The organism is Candidatus Halobonum tyrrellensis G22 (assembly GCF_000495475.1).
Lineage (GTDB): Archaea > Halobacteriota > Halobacteria > Halobacteriales > Haloferacaceae > Halobonum > Halobonum tyrrellense.
This window is the reverse complement of sequence record NZ_ASGZ01000005.1, coordinates 107,487-123,089: the sequence shown is the minus strand read 5'-3', so window position 1 is coordinate 123,089 and position 15,603 is coordinate 107,487. Positions and strand designations below refer to the sequence as shown.

Genomic DNA, 15,603 nt, shown 5'->3' with positions numbered 1-15,603 from the left:
AGATCGTACGCGCCCGCCGAGCCCCGTGACTAACTCGTGACGGGTGGACGAGTTCCCGAAACGGTGGCGGGGGACCGCTCCCGCGAGAGGGGGACGGATGTGACGACAGATCGGGAGCGGACTCGAAGTCGCTCTCGGCGAACCGACGCGCCGTTCCGCTCCCCTTCGGTGAACCCGCCGTACGTCGGCGTGGTTCGAGCGAACGGTTCCTCACGGTCGTTAGCATCAATCTTGAGAGTCAGAAAAGAAAGTATTTACTCGTCGACGACGAACACATTCCGTTGTCAACTCGCCTTCCAAACCCCGTTCGGTTACTCGTCCTGTATATCGGTCTCGCGCTGGTTCGCGTCGGTCTCGTCGACTCTGAACGCGCCCGTCGGACGACGAATCTCGCCTGGCCCCGTATCATCACCGGCATCGCACGCATGTCCAAGAGCGCCGTCGACATCGCGATGGTCGGTCTCGCCGTCGGTCCCGCCGCGATCGCGGGCGTCGGCTTCGCGAGTCCCTACTGGGGGCTCGCGTTCTCCGTCGGCGGCGGGATCGCCGCCGGTACGATCGCGCTCGTCTCTCAGCGGTACGGCGCCGAGCGGTTCGGTGCCGTCGACCAGGCCGTCCGGTCGAGCGCAGCGCTCGTGGTCGTCGGGACGCTCCCGCTCGTCGCCGTCTTCTGGCTGTTCGCGACGCCGCTCGTGTCCGTTCTCAGCAGCGACGCCGAGGCGGTCGCGCTCGGGGCGTCGTATCTCCGCGTCGTCGCCCTCGGCGTTCCCTTCGCCGCGCTGAACCTCATCGGGAGCCGCGTGTTCGTCGGCGTCGACGACGCGTCGACACCGATGGTCCTCCGGAGCGGCGGCGCGGTCGGGAACATGGTCCTCAACGCCGTGTTCGTCTTCGGTCTCGATTGGGGGGTCGCCGGCGCCGCTCTCGGCACCGTCCTCTCGAACGCGCTCGTCACGGGCGTCTTCGCGGTCGCACTCGTCGCCGGTCGGCTCCCCGGACTCGGCGCGCTTCCGGTGCAGATCGACCTGCGTGGAGCGTACGTCGACTCCGACGTTCGACAGCTCGTCAGTATCGGCGTCCCCGTGATCGGACGCAACCTCGTCTGGACGGTCGCGGAGTTCCCGATGCTCGCGATCGTCGCGCTGTTCGGCCGCGAGGTCGTCGCCGCCTACGTCATCGCCCGTCGGATCTGGGGGCTGATGAACACCCCCGGCTGGGGCTTCGGACTGGCGTCGAGCAGTCTCGTGGGTCGCGAGTTGGGGAGCGGCGACGAGGAGACCGCCGAGGCGTACGGCCGTGAGATCGTCCGGTTCGCCGTCGCCGTGTACGTCGTGTCGGCGGGGATCGTGTTCCTGTTCGCCGACCCGATCGTCGCCGCGTTCGTCGGTGACGCGTCCGGCTCTACTGTCCCGGTCGCGGTGTCGCTCGTCTCGGCGGCGTGCGTCGCCATCGTCCTCCAGGGCGTCGCGGGCGGTGCGACCGGGCCGCTCGACGCGAGCGGCGACACGCGGTGGCCGTTCTACAGCCAGGCGCTCGGCGTCTTCGGCGTCGCGATCCCGCTGGCGTACCTCGGCGCGACGACCGGTCTCGGCCTCTACGGGCTGTACCTCGCGTTCCTCGCCGAGACCACCGTTCCGGCCGTGCTCAACTACTATCGGTTCAGCACCGACAAGTGGAAGGAGGTCAGCCGCGGGTATCGCTCCGAGGTGCCGACCTAGCCCGACTTTCCGGGCTGTCGCCCCGGCGTCCGAGGAGTGACCCGTCCTTGGAGTCGCTCAGACTGCTCGGCGCTCCGTACCCGTCCGACCCACCGTCGGGAGTCATCCGGTCGGTGACGTCGGCTACTCGTCGAGTATATCGTCGACCTGCTTGGCCGTCTCCGCCGCTTGGATGTCCGAGTAGGACTTGTGCGTCGTTTCGATGCTCGCGTGTCTGAGCGCCGACTGAGCGAGTTCGGCGTGACCGTTCGCGTAGAGTTCGTGCCCGAGGCCGCGACGGGCGCCGTGCGGCTTCAGGTAGTCCCCGTCGACGCCGACGTCGGCCTCCTCGCACAGCCGCTTCATGAGGTTGCGGGCGCCGTTCGTCGAGAGCGCCGGCGGAACGACCTCGTACTCGCGAAGCACGGCGTCGATCGCGTGGCCGTCGAGTATAGCCTCGACCTCGTCGTCCGGCACGTCTCGCTCCGCCAGTTGCTCGCGGACGGCGCGGTACTTCGACGGCGCGTGGGCGCTGGGGAACACAGGCCACTCGTCGGTCGGCGGGTCGAGGACGCGCTTGTACCGTTCGAGCGCCGTCCCAGCACGCGCTGGAAGTTGGGCGTACTCGTACTCCCGGGACTTCCCGAGGACGCGGACCGCGCCGTCGTCGAGTCGAACGTCGCCCCACGCGATGCCGGTCCGCTTGTCGTCGGCCGGCGCCGCGAACACCTCCGCGCCGCGAACGCCGGAGAGACCGAGGAGGTAGACGACGGCGCGGTCGCGGAACGCTCGCTCGCGGTCGACGTCCGCCTCCCCATCGAGGGCTCGGTCGGCGCGGTCGTCGACGAACCGGAGGATCGCCCGGCGCTCCTCTTCACGCCAGAACTGCCGGTCGGCGTCGCCGAGGTCCTCGGGGAGTTCGTCGGTCGCGCGCTTCGCCTTCGCGGGGTTGGCGTCGAGGAACTCGTCTGCGACACAGAAGGTGAGGAACGCGCGGACGTACGCGTAGTAGGTGGTCGCGGTGCCGGCTTTGAGTTCGCCGTCGCGAGTGCGTCGCTTGAGGTGACGGGCGTACCGCCGACAGTCGAGAACCTCGAGGTCGTCGAGCGCGGTCACGCCGCGTTCGTCCTCGAGCCAGGCGCGCCACCGCGCGAGCGCCGACCGGAAGTTCTTCCGGGAGTTGCCGGCCTCGACGCTGTCGATATACTGTTCGATGGCTGTCTCGACCGTGATCGGAGCGTTGTTGTCGACGGGTCCCATGGCTCGTGTACGTCAGACCGCGAGCGGGCACCTAAATCTACTGTGTACAAGAGCTCGCTCCCTCCGACCTCGTCACGGTCCCAGACCGACTCTTCACCGCCGTCGAACGGGAACTGACCGTCCACGCACCCGGAACCCCGACCCCACATTCCGGCGTAGTGCGTGTCTGGGTCGACGACGGAAGGTGCCCCCGTTGACGAGCGTCCGTCCGCGCGCGGCCGTTCCGGGTCGGCGCGGCGGTCGGTCGGTTGGCGCCGTGGTTCGAACGCTCGTTCGCCGCGTTCGTCACCCCGTACCCGACGTCTCCCCCACAGGCAAGATTCAGTCACGAACCATACGGTAATACGGAGGAATTGGTACGGACAACTATGAGCGACGATCCGACCGACCGTTCGATCGCAACCGACTCGCTTCACGCTGGACAGGAGCCGGACCCGGCTACCGGCGCACGTGCGCCGCCCCTGTACCAGACTACCTCGTACGTGTTCGAGGATTCGGAGGACGCGGCCGCACAGTTCGCACTCGAGGAGCCGGGGTACATCTACTCGCGACTGATGAACCCGACGGTAGAGACGCTTCAAGAGCGCATGGCGACGCTCGAAGGCGGCGTCGGTGCGGTCGCTACCGGCTCCGGAATGGCCGCGCTGGACCTCACGACGTTCGTCCTCGCCGAGGCCGGTGACAACATCGTCTCGGCGTCCTCGCTCTACGGAGGAACCTACACGTATCTCACGCACTCGGTCGAGCGCCGGGGCATCTCGACGCGTTTCGTCGAGACGCTGAACTACGACGCGTACGAGGAGGCCATCGACGACGACACGGCGTACGTCCACCTCGAGACGATCGGCAATCCGGCTCTCGACACGCCCGATATTCAGCGGGTGGCGGACATCGCCCACGACAACGGGGTGCCGTTGTTCGTCGACAACACGTTCGCGACGCCGTACCTCTGCCGTCCCCTCGAACACGGTGCGGACTTGGTCTGGAACTCCACGACGAAGTGGCTCCACGGCTCGGGGACGACCGTCGGCGGCGTCGTCGTCGACGGCGGGTCGTTCCCGTGGGCGGACCACGCCGAGAAGTACTCCGAGATCGCACGGGACAACCCGGCGTATCACGGCGTGAACTTCGCCGAGACGTTCGGCGAGGCGGCGTTCACGTACGCCGCGATCGCCCGCGGTCTACGCGACCTCGGCAACCAGCAGTCGCCGTTCGACGCGTGGCAGACGATTCAGGGGCTCGAGACGCTCCCGCTCCGGATGGACCGCCACTGTGAGAACGCGATGGCCGTCGCGGAGTACCTCGAAGACCACGAGGCGGTCTCGTGGATCACGTACCCCGGGCTCGAATCGCACCCGACCCACGAGACCGCCAGTGAGTATCTCGACGGCGGCTACGGCGGGATGATCACGTTCGGGCTCGAAGGCGGCTACGAGGCGGCGAGGAAGACCGTCGAGTCGACCGAACTCGCGAGTATGCTCGCCAACGTCGGCGACGCGAAGACGCTCATCATCCACCCCGCGAGCACGACACACCAGCAGTTGACTGACGCGGAGAAGGAGGCGTCCGGCGTCACCGACGATCTGGTCCGCCTGTCCGTCGGGATCGAAGACCCCGCGAACATCATCGCGGATCTGGAACGCGCCATCGAGGCGGCTCAGTAGCCCCCACTCCGGAGTCGATGCCGGAGAGCTAGGGAGATCCGTGCCGAGTTCGGGGGTGTCGGTCGAGCGGGCGATACCCGCGGGGAGTCCCGTCACGAACACGACCGACGCGTCGGTCGGCGGTGAGCGTAGGGGTGACAGAATCGTTAAGCCGACGGTCCACTAGCCCCGGCCATGGAGACGACGACTCTCGGCACGACGGGAGAATCCGTGAGCGAACTCTGTCTCGGGGCGATGTACTTCGGAAGCCGGATCGACCGAGACACGTCGTACGAACTGCTGGACCGCTACTACGACGCCGGGGGGCGGTTCATCGACACCGCGAACATCTACGCGACGTGGGTCGACGGCCACGAGACGCCCGAGAGCGAGCCACTGCTCGGTGAGTGGCTCGAAGAACGGGGCGTCCGGGAGGAGATGACCATCGCGACGAAAGTCGGCTTCGGGTACGGCGACGTGCCCCGCAGTCTCGACCCCGAGGTGATATCACGGGAAGTGGACAGGAGCCTCGACCGACTCGGAATCGACACGGTCGACCTGCTGTACGTCCACGTCGACGACCCGGAGACGCCACAGGTCGACACGATGCGGGCCCTCGACGAGGTGGTCACGGCGGGAAACGTCGACTACCTCGGTGCGAGTAACGTGCCGGCGTGGCGGGTCGCCCGGGCGAACCGCATCTCCGAAGAGCGCGACTGGTCCCGGTTCGAGTGCGTCCAACCGCGATTCTCCTATCTCATCCCGGAGCGTAATCCGGAGTTCGACGCGGCTGCACAGTTGCCGATGACCGACGAACTGGTCGACTACTGCACCGAAGCCGACCTGACGGTACTCCCGTTCTCGCCGACACTCGGCGGGTGTTACGGTCGAGACGACCGGCCGATCCCCGAGAGTTACGTTCGGACGGAGAACGGGCTCAAGATGGAGGTGGTCGAGGAACTCGCCGAACGGCACGACGTCGACGGGAACGCGATCGTCCTGGCGTGGATGCTCGACCGGGAGTACCCGACGGTCCCCATCGTGGGCTGTAGTACGCCCGAGCAACTCGAGGCGAACCTCGCGGCGTCGGCGGTGACGTTCACCGACGCGGAACGCGAACGACTCGACGGGATCGAAAACTACGGGTACAGTAACTGGGAACTGCGGTAATGTCTCACAGCTGTTATTCCCAACTCGAACGGGAGTCCACGGTCGCCTCCGAGATGTGACAGCCCCATCGGGGTACGATTCGGCACCGAGAGTACGAGGCGTCACTCGCCCTCCTTGTAGACGATGCCCCGTGAGGTCGGAGGTAGAGCCATCCTAGTAGCGACTTTCGTCCCGTTCCCCGAGTGAGTCTGCTCCTCACGCTCGCCCACGAATGGTGCCGTCGTGCCCGTCCGCGCGCCGTGGATCGTCCATAGGAGTGCGAGCGGCCCAGTACCGCGATGAGCCACCATCGCTTCGCCACTAGGGGTCACGTCCACTCGGTACCACCACCAGAGATTCAGTCCTGCGTCTACCGAGAACAGGGACCGTCGAGTAGTATCCCAACCGGATTGATCCGTACTGGCCGTCGATACTTCCGGTTGTGTGTACTGTTCCTCCGACTTCACCGATACCTGCGTCAGCAGCGATGGTGTCCGTCTCGGCCACTATCTGTGGTCTCGAATCGTCGCCGTGGTGCGTTCGCCACCCTGCGACCGCGTCCGTGTGACTCCGTCAGGCTGGCGAGAATAGTCCGGTAGACGGCACCGACAAGCGGGGGCCAACGAAATCCCGAGCGTCGAGCGATCAGACGCGGTACTGCTGTCCCGACCGTCAAATACGAATTAGATCAGTTAGGCGGATCATCGAGCAATGATGGCAAAGACAGAAAATATACTAAGGAGGCCAAAGGCGGAAAGAGAATCAAAGAAGGAAAAGTCACATTTGATAGATTAGACCGATCGGAGAGATGACCGCTCCGTAAACCGGCTACGTGGGGCACGTGCTGACCGTCGACGGACAGGGAGCACCTGATGGACCAGCACGGGCTAGCCCGTGACGTCTGTCGGGGGAACTCACGAGTCCGCGAGCGGAGCGCTCCCGAGTTATCCACGGTTTCGCCTGAGGCTACCGGCCGGTGGCACTCCGATAGCGATCGAACGGGTCGACGACTGTCGGTTCCGCCACGGTCCCCCCCGTACTTCCCGGCCACGCCGGAAGTGAAGCCAGAGCGGTCGGCGCTGAGGATTACAGCGGTACTGGTGTAATGACCTCATGAGCAGGAACGCGTTCTATCCGTACCGTTCGTACTGGTCACTCCCCGATCTCACCGTTCGGGTAGGCGTCTCGAACGGGTCTCACTCCGGTAGTCCACCGGAGGGAACCGACGAGTACAGTCCGAACTGGGCCTCCGCCGCGATCCACCTCAGTACTCCTTGTACCCTTTCTCGATGGGCTTGACGTCCGGGGTCTCACCCTCGACCGCGGAGATGTACTCCAGCAGTCGGTCGCGGAGGTCGTCCGCGACGTCCCGGTAGTTGGAGCGACCGGCGAGGTTCACCCGTTCGTTCGGGTCGCGCCGGAGGTCGTAGAGGTACCGTTCGAGGTAGCGGTCGCTCGAAGGCTGGCCGTTGCCGCCCCGCCAGCCGGTGAGTTTCGGCGCCGCGACGGCGTACTTCCAGTCCGCCGTCCGGATCGCCCGCCCGACCTGGGACTCGCTGATCTGGATGAACGCGTCGCCGTCCTCGTCCGGGCGCTCTCCCCGGACGACCGGGAGCAGGCTCTCGCCGTGCATCTCGTCGGGGATCTCGATGCCGGCGACGTCGAGGAGCGTCGGCGGCAGGTCGATGACGCTCGTCACGCGTTCGACGTTCCGGCCGTCGTCGAACCCCGGACCGGCGAGGATCAGCGGCACGCGGACCGCGGCGTCGTGTGGCGTCCGTTTGTACTCGCCGGGGCGGGTCCGGAAGTGACAGCCGTGGTCGGCGGTGTACGCGACGAGGGTGTCGTCGCGGACGCCCCGCCGGGTGAGAGTCGACAGCAGGTCGTCGACGCACTCGTCGAGTCGCTCGACCATGCCGTAGTAGTCGGGCAGTTCGCCGTACCAGTCGCCGAACCCGTCGACCAGGTCCGCCGGGACGTACGGGTCGGTCCGGTACCGTTCGGCGTACCCGTCGGGGGCGACGAACGTCCACATGTCGTTCTGGTGGTGGGGTTCGAGGTAGGAGACGACCAGGAAGAACGGCTCCGAGAGCGAGTCGAGCGCCCGTTCGCCGAACCGGGTGAACGCGTCCGCGCGGTACTCGTCGAAGGCGACTTCGGCGCCCGACTCGTCGAACAGGTGGCCGTGGTCGGGTTTGGAGGTGAACTCCGGGACGTCCGCGGCGAGCCAGAAGTCGTCGTACCCGCCGCGCAAGCGTTCGGGAACCGGTTCGTCGAACGTCCCGCCGACGTGCCAGTTCCCGACGAAGCCGACGTCGTAGCCGGCGTCGGCGAACCGGTGTGCGAGCGTGGTCGTCGACTCGTCGAGCGCGAACGACTCGCGCCACACGCCCGTCTCCGTCGCGAACCGGCCCGTCTGGAAGGCGGCCCGGAACGGCGCACAGCCGGGTTGCGGTGTGATCGCCCGGTCGACGCGGGTCCCGCAGCGCGCCAGCGAGTCGAGCGTCGGCGTGAGCCCCATCGGGTTGCCGTACGCCCCGACCGTGTCCCACCGCTGCTGATCCGTCGTCACGACCAGCACGTTCGGCGACGTTGGGTTCGGGGTCACAGTGGGATCGTCTCGGTAGGTTCGTTTATAGCTGTCCTTCGCCGGAGTCGGCTGGGCCGTCGTCGGACCGCTCGCGCCCGAGTCGGTTCTGGATGGCGGTCGCCGTGCTCCCGACGATGCTCGGGAAGTCGAGACGAGTCGCCTTCTCCGTCATCCGCTCGGCCGGACCGGACACCGTCACTGCCGCGACGGCAGTCCCGTCCGGACCGGTGATCGGTGCGGCCACGCAGTGCCGGTCGGGTTCGAGTTCGCCCCGGTCGTGGGCGAACCGGTTGTCGCGCGCGGTACGGAGCTCCGCCAGCAGTTCGTCGCGGTCGGTCACCGTGTTCTCGGTCAGCGCCGGCAGCCCTCGCTCGTCGAGGATGCGGTCGCGCTCGTCGTCCGGGAGGTGTGCGAGGATCACTTTGCCGCCCGCGGTGGCCGTCAGCGGCACCCGCTCGCCCTCGCGGCGAGTGGCCGACTCGACCCCCGCGCTGCGGGTGTGGGACAGGTACACCCCCCAGTGTCGTTCGGGAACCATCACGCTCGCCACCTCCTCGGTCGCCTCCGCGAGGTTCGCGAGGTGGTCCCGCGACACCTCGTACAGTTCGGTCCGCCCCCGGACGCTCGTCCCGAGTCCGAGGAACGCGAGGCTCAGCCGGTACTGACCGTCCTCGCGAACCACGTAGCCGAGTTCGCGGAGCGTGGTGAGGTGTTTGTGGACCGTCCCCTTGCTGAGCGACAGGTCCGCCGCGAGTTGGCTGACGCCCGCGTATCCGCCGCCCTCGAGCGCCTCGATCATCCGGAAGCTCGTCACCGTCGTCCGCGCGACGCGACTGTCGAACGCCTCGGCCGGCGGGAGCGGGCGGTCGTCCATACGCCTCCTGTGCCGGCAATCCACATAACTGTTCACGTATCGTGAACGGGATCCGACGACTCCCCCGTCCGACTCGACTCCGAACTGGCCGCAACGGTCCCACCGACTCCGCCGGGAGCGGCGAACCGCGGATGAACTGTACAAATATTTCACGAACGAACGCGAACGGTGGTCAGTGTCCAGTATCACCAACGGGGACTGACCGATACGCAGATACCGCGGGTTCCAATACGGTCGGAGCGAAACGACGTCGCCTCTCGTAGTCGTAGTGGGGCACCTGCCGACCGTTCATACATCGTGAACAGACCGGCGGACCGTTTCGGCGACGGCGTCCGTCCGACTGACCGACGGACGGGGGCCCCTATCGACCGATGGGGAGTCGTACGATCGAGCGGGACCGTTCGGTCGACTGAGCAGGCTAGCCGAGGAGGAGTCGACCGGGTGGGTGGCGCCGAGAGTGTTCACGATACGTGAACGACCGGACGGCACCACCGCTTCGCGGCGAACGGCGGTCCCGTCGGTCCCGACGGGGTCAGTTCAGATCCGGCAGGTACGCCGCGTTCGCGTCGAGCAACTCCTCCGTCATCTCGTGTATCTCGTCGAGTTCGAGCGCGGCGGCCGTGAGCGGGTCCTGCTTGACCGCGCGGTGGACCTTCGCCCGGTCGTTCTCGAGGGCACCCTCGACGACGAGTCGGTTGACGGCGGCGTGCTGCTGTGGGAACGTGCCGATGGACGACGGCAACTCGCCGACCGAACACGGGTGTAGGCCCGCGCCGTCGACGAGGACGGGAACCTCGACGCACGCGTCCGACGGGAGGCTGGTGATGGCGTCCGTCTCGTTGCTGACGTTGAGGTTGAGTCGCCGGCGCGTGTCCGTCTCGACGGAGTGGATGAGCCGGGAGGCGTACTCCTCGGAGCGGTCGACCGTCACCTCGCCGAGGTCGACGTCGAGTTCCGGGTCGTCGCGGCTGTCGGAGCGTTCCCGCCAGCCTTCGAGGTAGGTCGCCGTGGGCATGCGTTCGGCGTAGTCCGTCCCCGTCATCTCCTCGATAGTCGCCTCGTCGGTCCGGAAGTACGGGACGTACTCCGACATGTGGTGGGAGGACTCGGTCGGGAAGTAGCCGAAGTGCCGCATCATCTCGAACCGGACCGTGTCGCGTTCGTACGTCTCGGGGTCGTCCATCGCGTCGTGGAGCGCCGGGTAGACGCTCTCGCCGTCGTGGCTGGCTTCGAGGAACCACGCGACGTGGTTGATCCCGGCGACCCAGTAGTCGAGTTCCTCCTCGGGGACGCCGACGTAGTCGGCGATGGCCGCCGCGGTGTGGGGGACGCTGTGACAGAGTCCGACCGTCTCGACGTCCGTCGCCTCGAACATCGTCTGACAGAGGATGGACATCGGGTTGGTGTAGTTGAGCAGGAGCGCGTCGGAGCAGACCTCCGCGATGTCGCTCGCGATGTCGAGCATCGTCGGGATGGTTCGGAGCCCCCGGAAGATGCCGCCCGGACCGATGGTGTCGCCGATGGCCTGCTCGACACCGTACCGCTCGGGGATCCGGATCTCGTTTTCGAACGGCTCCGTGCCGCCGACGTTGATCATGTTCAGGACGTAGTCGGCACCGTCGAGCGCCTCCCGCCGATCGGTCGTCGACTGGATCGTCGCGTCGAGCCCCTCGTTGTCCACCATCGCCTCGGCCACCCGCGTCGTCTTCTCCAGCCGCGACTCGTCGATGTCCATCAGCGCGACGGTGCTGTCGTCAAGCGCCGGGAACGACAGGATGTCGCCGACGAGTTTCACGGAAAACACCATACTCCCCGCTCCGATGAAGGTGATCTTCGCCATTCGCTCTCCTGTCGGACGGAACTCCTAATAAAACCCGTGTCGACCCGCGGTCCGCGTCGCAGTAGAGTAAATTATAAATGGGGAACGATCGATCCCACACCAAGGCTCGATCCATGGTAGACACAAATCGGTCCGGTCCCAGCAGACGTGCGCTCGTGAAGTCACTCGGCGTCGGCACCGCCCTCGGACTCGCCGGCTGTAGCGGCGGCGGTGGCGGCAGTAGCGAGGGAGCCGACACTGACACCACCGCCGGTGGCGAGTCCACCGCCGCCGACGGTTCGTCCGGCACCGACAGCGGGTCCGGGGAGACGACGACGCTGAACGTCGCGAGTTGGGGCGAGGGGCTCGAACGGGAGATCGTCGAGGAGATTCTGACCAACTACGAGAGTTCGAAGCAGGGCGTCGAAGTCGACTATCAGAACACCCCCAACGAGCAGTACTCGCAGAACCTCCAGACGCAGTTCGCCGGCGGCGAGGAGCCGGACGTCTTCTACCTGATCGCCGACGAGGCGCCCACGTTCATGCGAAACAGCGCGCTCCTCGGCATCGGCTCCGACCTGCGGGACGCCGAGGAGTACGACTTCGAGGACCTCCTCGACAACCTGGTCGAACCGTTCACCTACGAGGGGACCGTCTACGGCGTCCCGAAGGACTTCACGCCGGTCGGGCTCTTCTACAACAGCGACCACCTCGACGCCGCCGGCGTCTCCGCCCCCACGACGTGGAGCGAACTCCGGAGCGTCCTCGAGGCGATAGCCGAGTCGACCGACGTCGACTACCCGATGGCCGTCGGAAGTCAGCCGCGGAACACGCTGCTGGCGTTGGTCTGGCAGAACGGCGGCGACGTGCTCTCGGAGGACGGGAGCGAGGCGGTGATCGGCTCGCCCGAGGCGGTCGAGGCGATGGAGTTCCTCGACGGACTCGTCGAGGACGACCTCGCGGGCATCTACGGCAACGACATCGACGCGACGTGGGCCCCGCCGGCGATGGGGCCGGGGACGATCAGCATGTCGATGACGGGTGCGTGGTCGGTCTCCACGCTCGAACAGGACTACGCCGACGTCTACGAGGCGACCGAGGTCGGGTTGCCGATCCCGGAGGGCGGCGAGGAGGCGACCATCTCGTTCACCACGGCGTGGGCCGCATCCGCGAACACGGACGCCCCGGACGCGTCGGTCGAACTGATCCAGTCGCTGACGAACGCCGAGGGGATGTGGGAGTGGGTCAGCACCGGGACCGCGCTCCCCGCGCGGCAGTCGCTGTTGGAGCGCGACTTCTACGACGACCGCCCGCTGCTCTCCGGGCTGGGTGATCTCGCGGAAGTCGCCCACCCGATGGTGTTCGGCCCGCAGACGTCGACCATCCTCGACATCATCATGAACGAGGCGGAGGCCGTCCTGACCGGCAGCAAGTCGCCGGAGACCGCCATGACCAACGCCGAGCGCCAGATCAACTCGGAACTGTAGCGATGGCACGGATGAGCATCGACGAGATGACGAAGCGCTACGAGAGCGACGACGGCGACGTCCTCGCGGTCGACGACCTCTCGCTCGACATCCGGGACGGCGAGTTCCTCGTGCTCGTCGGGCCGTCGGGCTGTGGGAAGTCGACGACGCTCCGCGCCATCGCCGGACTCGAAACCGTGAGCGAGGGGACGATCCGCATCGGCGACCGGGACGTCACCGACGTGAAGCCGAAGGACCGCGACATCGCGATGGTGTTCCAGAACTACGCGCTGTACCCCCAGAAGACGGTCGCGGGGAACATGCGCTTCGGGCTGGAGATGACGACCGACCTCGACGAGTCGGCTATCGCCGGTCGGGTCGAGGACGCGGCCCGACTCCTCGACATTACCGAACTGCTCGACCGCCGGCCGCGGGCACTCTCGGGCGGCCAACAGCAGCGCGTCGCGCTCGGCCGCGCCATCGTTCGCGATCCGGCGGTGTTCCTGATGGACGAGCCGCTGAGTAACCTCGACGCCAAACTCCGCACGCAGATGCGGACCGAGTTGCAGCAGCTCCACGACGAACTCGGGGCGACCACCGTCTACGTCACGCACGACCAGACGGAGGCGATGACGATGGGCGACCGCATCGCCGTGCTCGACGACGGCCGCCTCCAGCAGGTCGGCACGCCGATGGAGATGTACTACGAGCCCGCCAACGAGTTCGTGGCGACGTTCATCGGCTCCCCGTCGATGAACACGCTCGCGGCGACGTTCGACGGCGACGACGTGCTGTTCCCGGGGTTCACCTACGAGCCGACCGCCGCCCAGCGTGACGCGCTGGCCGACGGCCTCGGTGGCGACTCGGTGACGGTGGGTATCCGCCCCGAGGACGTCGTTCTCGCCGACGAACCCGGGCCGCGAACCACGGAGTTCGTCGCCACCATCGTCGAACCGATGGGAGGCGAGAACGTCCTCCACCTCCGCCACGAGTTGGGTGAGGTCGTCGCGACCGTCGCGGGCGGTCAGCGCGTCCGCGAGGGCGACCGCGTCCGCGCGCGGTTCCCGGCCGACCACGTCCACGCGTTCGACGGCGAGACGGGCGAGGCGGTGTTCAACCGGACCCGGACCGACGAGCCGGCCACGGGCGTCGTCGGGACGTCGGCCGGCCGGGACGGCGACACGCTCGCCGGCGGGTCGGACCCCGGTGATCGGCCGTGAGCACGCCGGACGGATCCGTCCGGGCGTCGTTCCGACGAGCCGGGTCGGCGCTCCGGTCGACGGCGAGCCGCGTCGTCGACAGGCCCAGCGAGGAGAACAACCTCGCCGGAATCCTCTTCGTCGTCCCCAACGTCGTCGTGTTCTCCGTGTTCCTGCTCGGTCCGATACTGTACGCGTTCGTCCTCTCGTTTCAGGAGTGGAACCTGTTCCTCGGAACCGGCGAGCCGGCCTGGACGGAGCTGTTCGGGGTCTCGCTCCCGGTCGCCAACTACGTCGACATCCTCCAACCGTGGCCGTGGGAGAACAACTGGGCGTCGCTGCGGAGCCCCTCGTTCAACCTCTGGTGGTTCGCCGTGCGGAACACGGTCCTGTACACGGCGGTCGTGGTCCCGGTTCAGATCGTCGGCGGGTTCCTCGTCGCGCTCGCGCTCGACGGTCGCATCCGCGGCAAGAAGGTGTACCGCGCCGCCTACTTCCTCCCGGTCATGCTGTCGGCCGCCGCAAGCGGCGTCATCTGGCGGTGGGTGCTCTCGAAGAACGGCGTCCTCAACGAGTTCCTCCGCCCGGTTGGGCTGGCGTACGGCTGGGCCAACAGCCCCGATACCGCCCTCGGCGCGCTGATGCTCATCGGGCTGTGGGGCGGTATCGGCTTCAACATGATCCTCTATCTCGCCGGTCTCCAGAACATCCCGGACGAACTGTACGAGGCGGCCCGGATCGACGGCGCGGACGGGCTGAACCGCATCCGGCACGTGACGTGGCCGAACCTGCGCAACACGCACTTCTTCGTCACGGTGCTCGCCATCATCGGCACCTTCCAGGTGTTCGGGATCGCCCTCGCGTTCGCCGAGGGCGGTCCCGCCCGCGCCACCACCACCATCGTCGTCCTCATCTACGAGACGGCGTTCGCCCGGAGCAGTTTCGGTCGAGCCACCGCGATGGCGTTCCTCCTGTTCGCCGTCGTGTTCGTGTTCAGTTACTACCGCTACCGGATCGAACAACAGGAGGAGGTCGGATACTGATGCCCAAGTCGAACTACGACTACCCCGGATACGAACGGTCGGGCGCCCGCTACTGGTCGAAGACCACGCTCATGTACGCTGGCATCACGTTCGGCGCGCTGCTGTGGTCGCTCCCGTTCTGGTGGATGCTCTCGACGGCGCTGAGCGCGGACCCGACGGCCGGCGGCGTGTCGCTCATCCCCCAGCAGGTGACGCTCGCCAACTTCGAGGAACTGTTCGCGACCCAGCCCGTCGGGCGGTGGTTCTTCAACACCCTCGTGTTCGCGGGCAGCGTCACCGCGTTCAACCTCGTCTTCGACAGCCTCGCGGGCTACGCGCTGGCCAAGATCGAGTTCGTCGGTCGCGACGAACTGTTCTTGCTGTTCGTCGCGACGATCATGGTCCCCGCGATGGTGACGCTGATCCCGGTGTACATCCTCCTGTCGAACCTCGGGTGGGTGAACACGTACCAGGGGCTGATCGCACCCATGATCGCGAACCCCATCGGGATCTTCCTCCTCCGACAGCACTTCAGGAACCTCCCGTCGGCGCTCGGCGACGCGGCGAAGATCGACGGCTGCAACGAGTTCCAGACGTTCTACAAGGTGTACCTCCCGCTGGCCAAGCCGGCGCTTGCGACGCTCGGTATCTACACGTTCGTGATGACGTGGAAGAACTTCGAGTGGCCGCTGATCATCGCGAGCGACAAGTCGATGTACACGCTTCCGGTGGCGCTGTTCGCCGTTCGGAACCAGTACTTCACCGAGTGGGGACTGGTGATGGCTGCGGCGGCGGTCATCGTCGTGCCCGTCATCGTCGTGTTCATATCCGCTCAGCGGTACTTCATCCGGGGGATGACCCTCAGCGGCATGAAGGGGTAGGCC

The 15,603-nt window shown here is 66.9% G+C and carries 11 protein-coding genes; 7 read left to right on the top strand and 4 right to left on the bottom strand.

Annotated elements, in window-relative coordinates:
* Positions 1–281 precede the first annotated feature (281 nt).
* Positions 282–1,718 (top strand): MATE family efflux transporter, encoded by a 1,437-nt coding sequence (locus K933_RS02300; RefSeq protein WP_049947509.1) that lies wholly within the window; start codon positions 282–284, stop codon positions 1,716–1,718.
* A gap of 123 nt (positions 1,719–1,841) precedes the next feature.
* Here K933_RS02300 and K933_RS02295 read toward each other — a convergent pair whose 3' ends face one another.
* Positions 1,842–2,957, bottom strand: a complete 1,116-nt coding sequence (locus K933_RS02295) for a tyrosine-type recombinase/integrase (RefSeq protein ID WP_023393062.1) — start codon at positions 2,955–2,957, stop codon at positions 1,842–1,844.
* 368 nt (positions 2,958–3,325) lie between these two features.
* Here K933_RS02295 and K933_RS02290 point away from each other — a divergent pair, with 368 nt between their 5' ends.
* Both K933_RS02290 and K933_RS02285 read left to right on the top strand, forming a co-directional pair.
* Positions 3,326–4,621: an O-acetylhomoserine aminocarboxypropyltransferase/cysteine synthase family protein gene (locus tag K933_RS02290; RefSeq protein WP_023393061.1), complete on the top strand. Its 1,296-nt coding sequence runs from the start codon at positions 3,326–3,328 to the stop codon at positions 4,619–4,621.
* A 174-nt stretch (positions 4,622–4,795) separates the two neighbouring features.
* Positions 4,796–5,770: an aldo/keto reductase gene (locus K933_RS02285; protein WP_023393060.1), complete on the top strand. Its 975-nt coding sequence runs from the start codon at positions 4,796–4,798 to the stop codon at positions 5,768–5,770.
* Positions 5,771–7,013: 1,243 nt separating this feature from the next.
* Here K933_RS02285 and K933_RS02280 read toward each other — a convergent pair.
* From K933_RS02280 to melA, 3 genes are all read right to left on the bottom strand, one after another.
* A complete protein-coding gene (locus tag K933_RS02280) occupies positions 7,014–8,357 on the bottom strand; it encodes a sulfatase-like hydrolase/transferase (RefSeq protein WP_235063413.1) in 1,344 nt (447 codons plus the stop codon).
* 25 nt (positions 8,358–8,382) lie between these two features.
* Entirely contained in the window at positions 8,383–9,213 is an 831-nt protein-coding gene (locus K933_RS02275) for an IclR family transcriptional regulator (protein WP_023393058.1), read from the bottom strand.
* Between the two features lie 532 nt (positions 9,214–9,745).
* The gene (gene melA / locus K933_RS02270; protein ID WP_023393057.1) at positions 9,746–11,053 is read right to left on the bottom strand and encodes an alpha-galactosidase; all 1,308 of its coding nucleotides are present in this window, start codon (positions 11,051–11,053) and stop codon (positions 9,746–9,748) included.
* A gap of 155 nt (positions 11,054–11,208) precedes the next feature.
* On the opposite strand from melA, the gene K933_RS02265 reads away from it, so the two are divergent.
* From K933_RS02265 to K933_RS02250, 4 genes are read left to right on the top strand one after another with little or no spacing between them, the layout of a single operon-like run.
* Positions 11,209–12,519 (top strand): ABC transporter substrate-binding protein, encoded by a 1,311-nt coding sequence (locus K933_RS02265; RefSeq protein WP_023393056.1) that lies wholly within the window; start codon positions 11,209–11,211, stop codon positions 12,517–12,519.
* A 2-nt stretch (positions 12,520–12,521) separates the two neighbouring features.
* Positions 12,522–13,718: an ABC transporter ATP-binding protein gene (locus K933_RS02260; RefSeq protein ID WP_080509169.1), complete on the top strand. Its 1,197-nt coding sequence runs from the start codon at positions 12,522–12,524 to the stop codon at positions 13,716–13,718.
* Complete coding sequence (locus K933_RS02255; RefSeq protein ID WP_023393054.1) at positions 13,715–14,740, top strand: carbohydrate ABC transporter permease; 1,026 nt, start codon at positions 13,715–13,717, stop codon at positions 14,738–14,740. The genes K933_RS02260 and K933_RS02255 overlap by 4 nt, the downstream gene beginning before the upstream one ends.
* Positions 14,740–15,600, top strand: coding sequence for a carbohydrate ABC transporter permease (locus K933_RS02250; RefSeq protein ID WP_023393053.1), 861 nt, complete (start codon positions 14,740–14,742; stop codon positions 15,598–15,600). Before K933_RS02255 ends, K933_RS02250 begins: the two co-directional genes overlap by 1 nt.
* Positions 15,601–15,603: the final 3 nt, after the last annotated feature.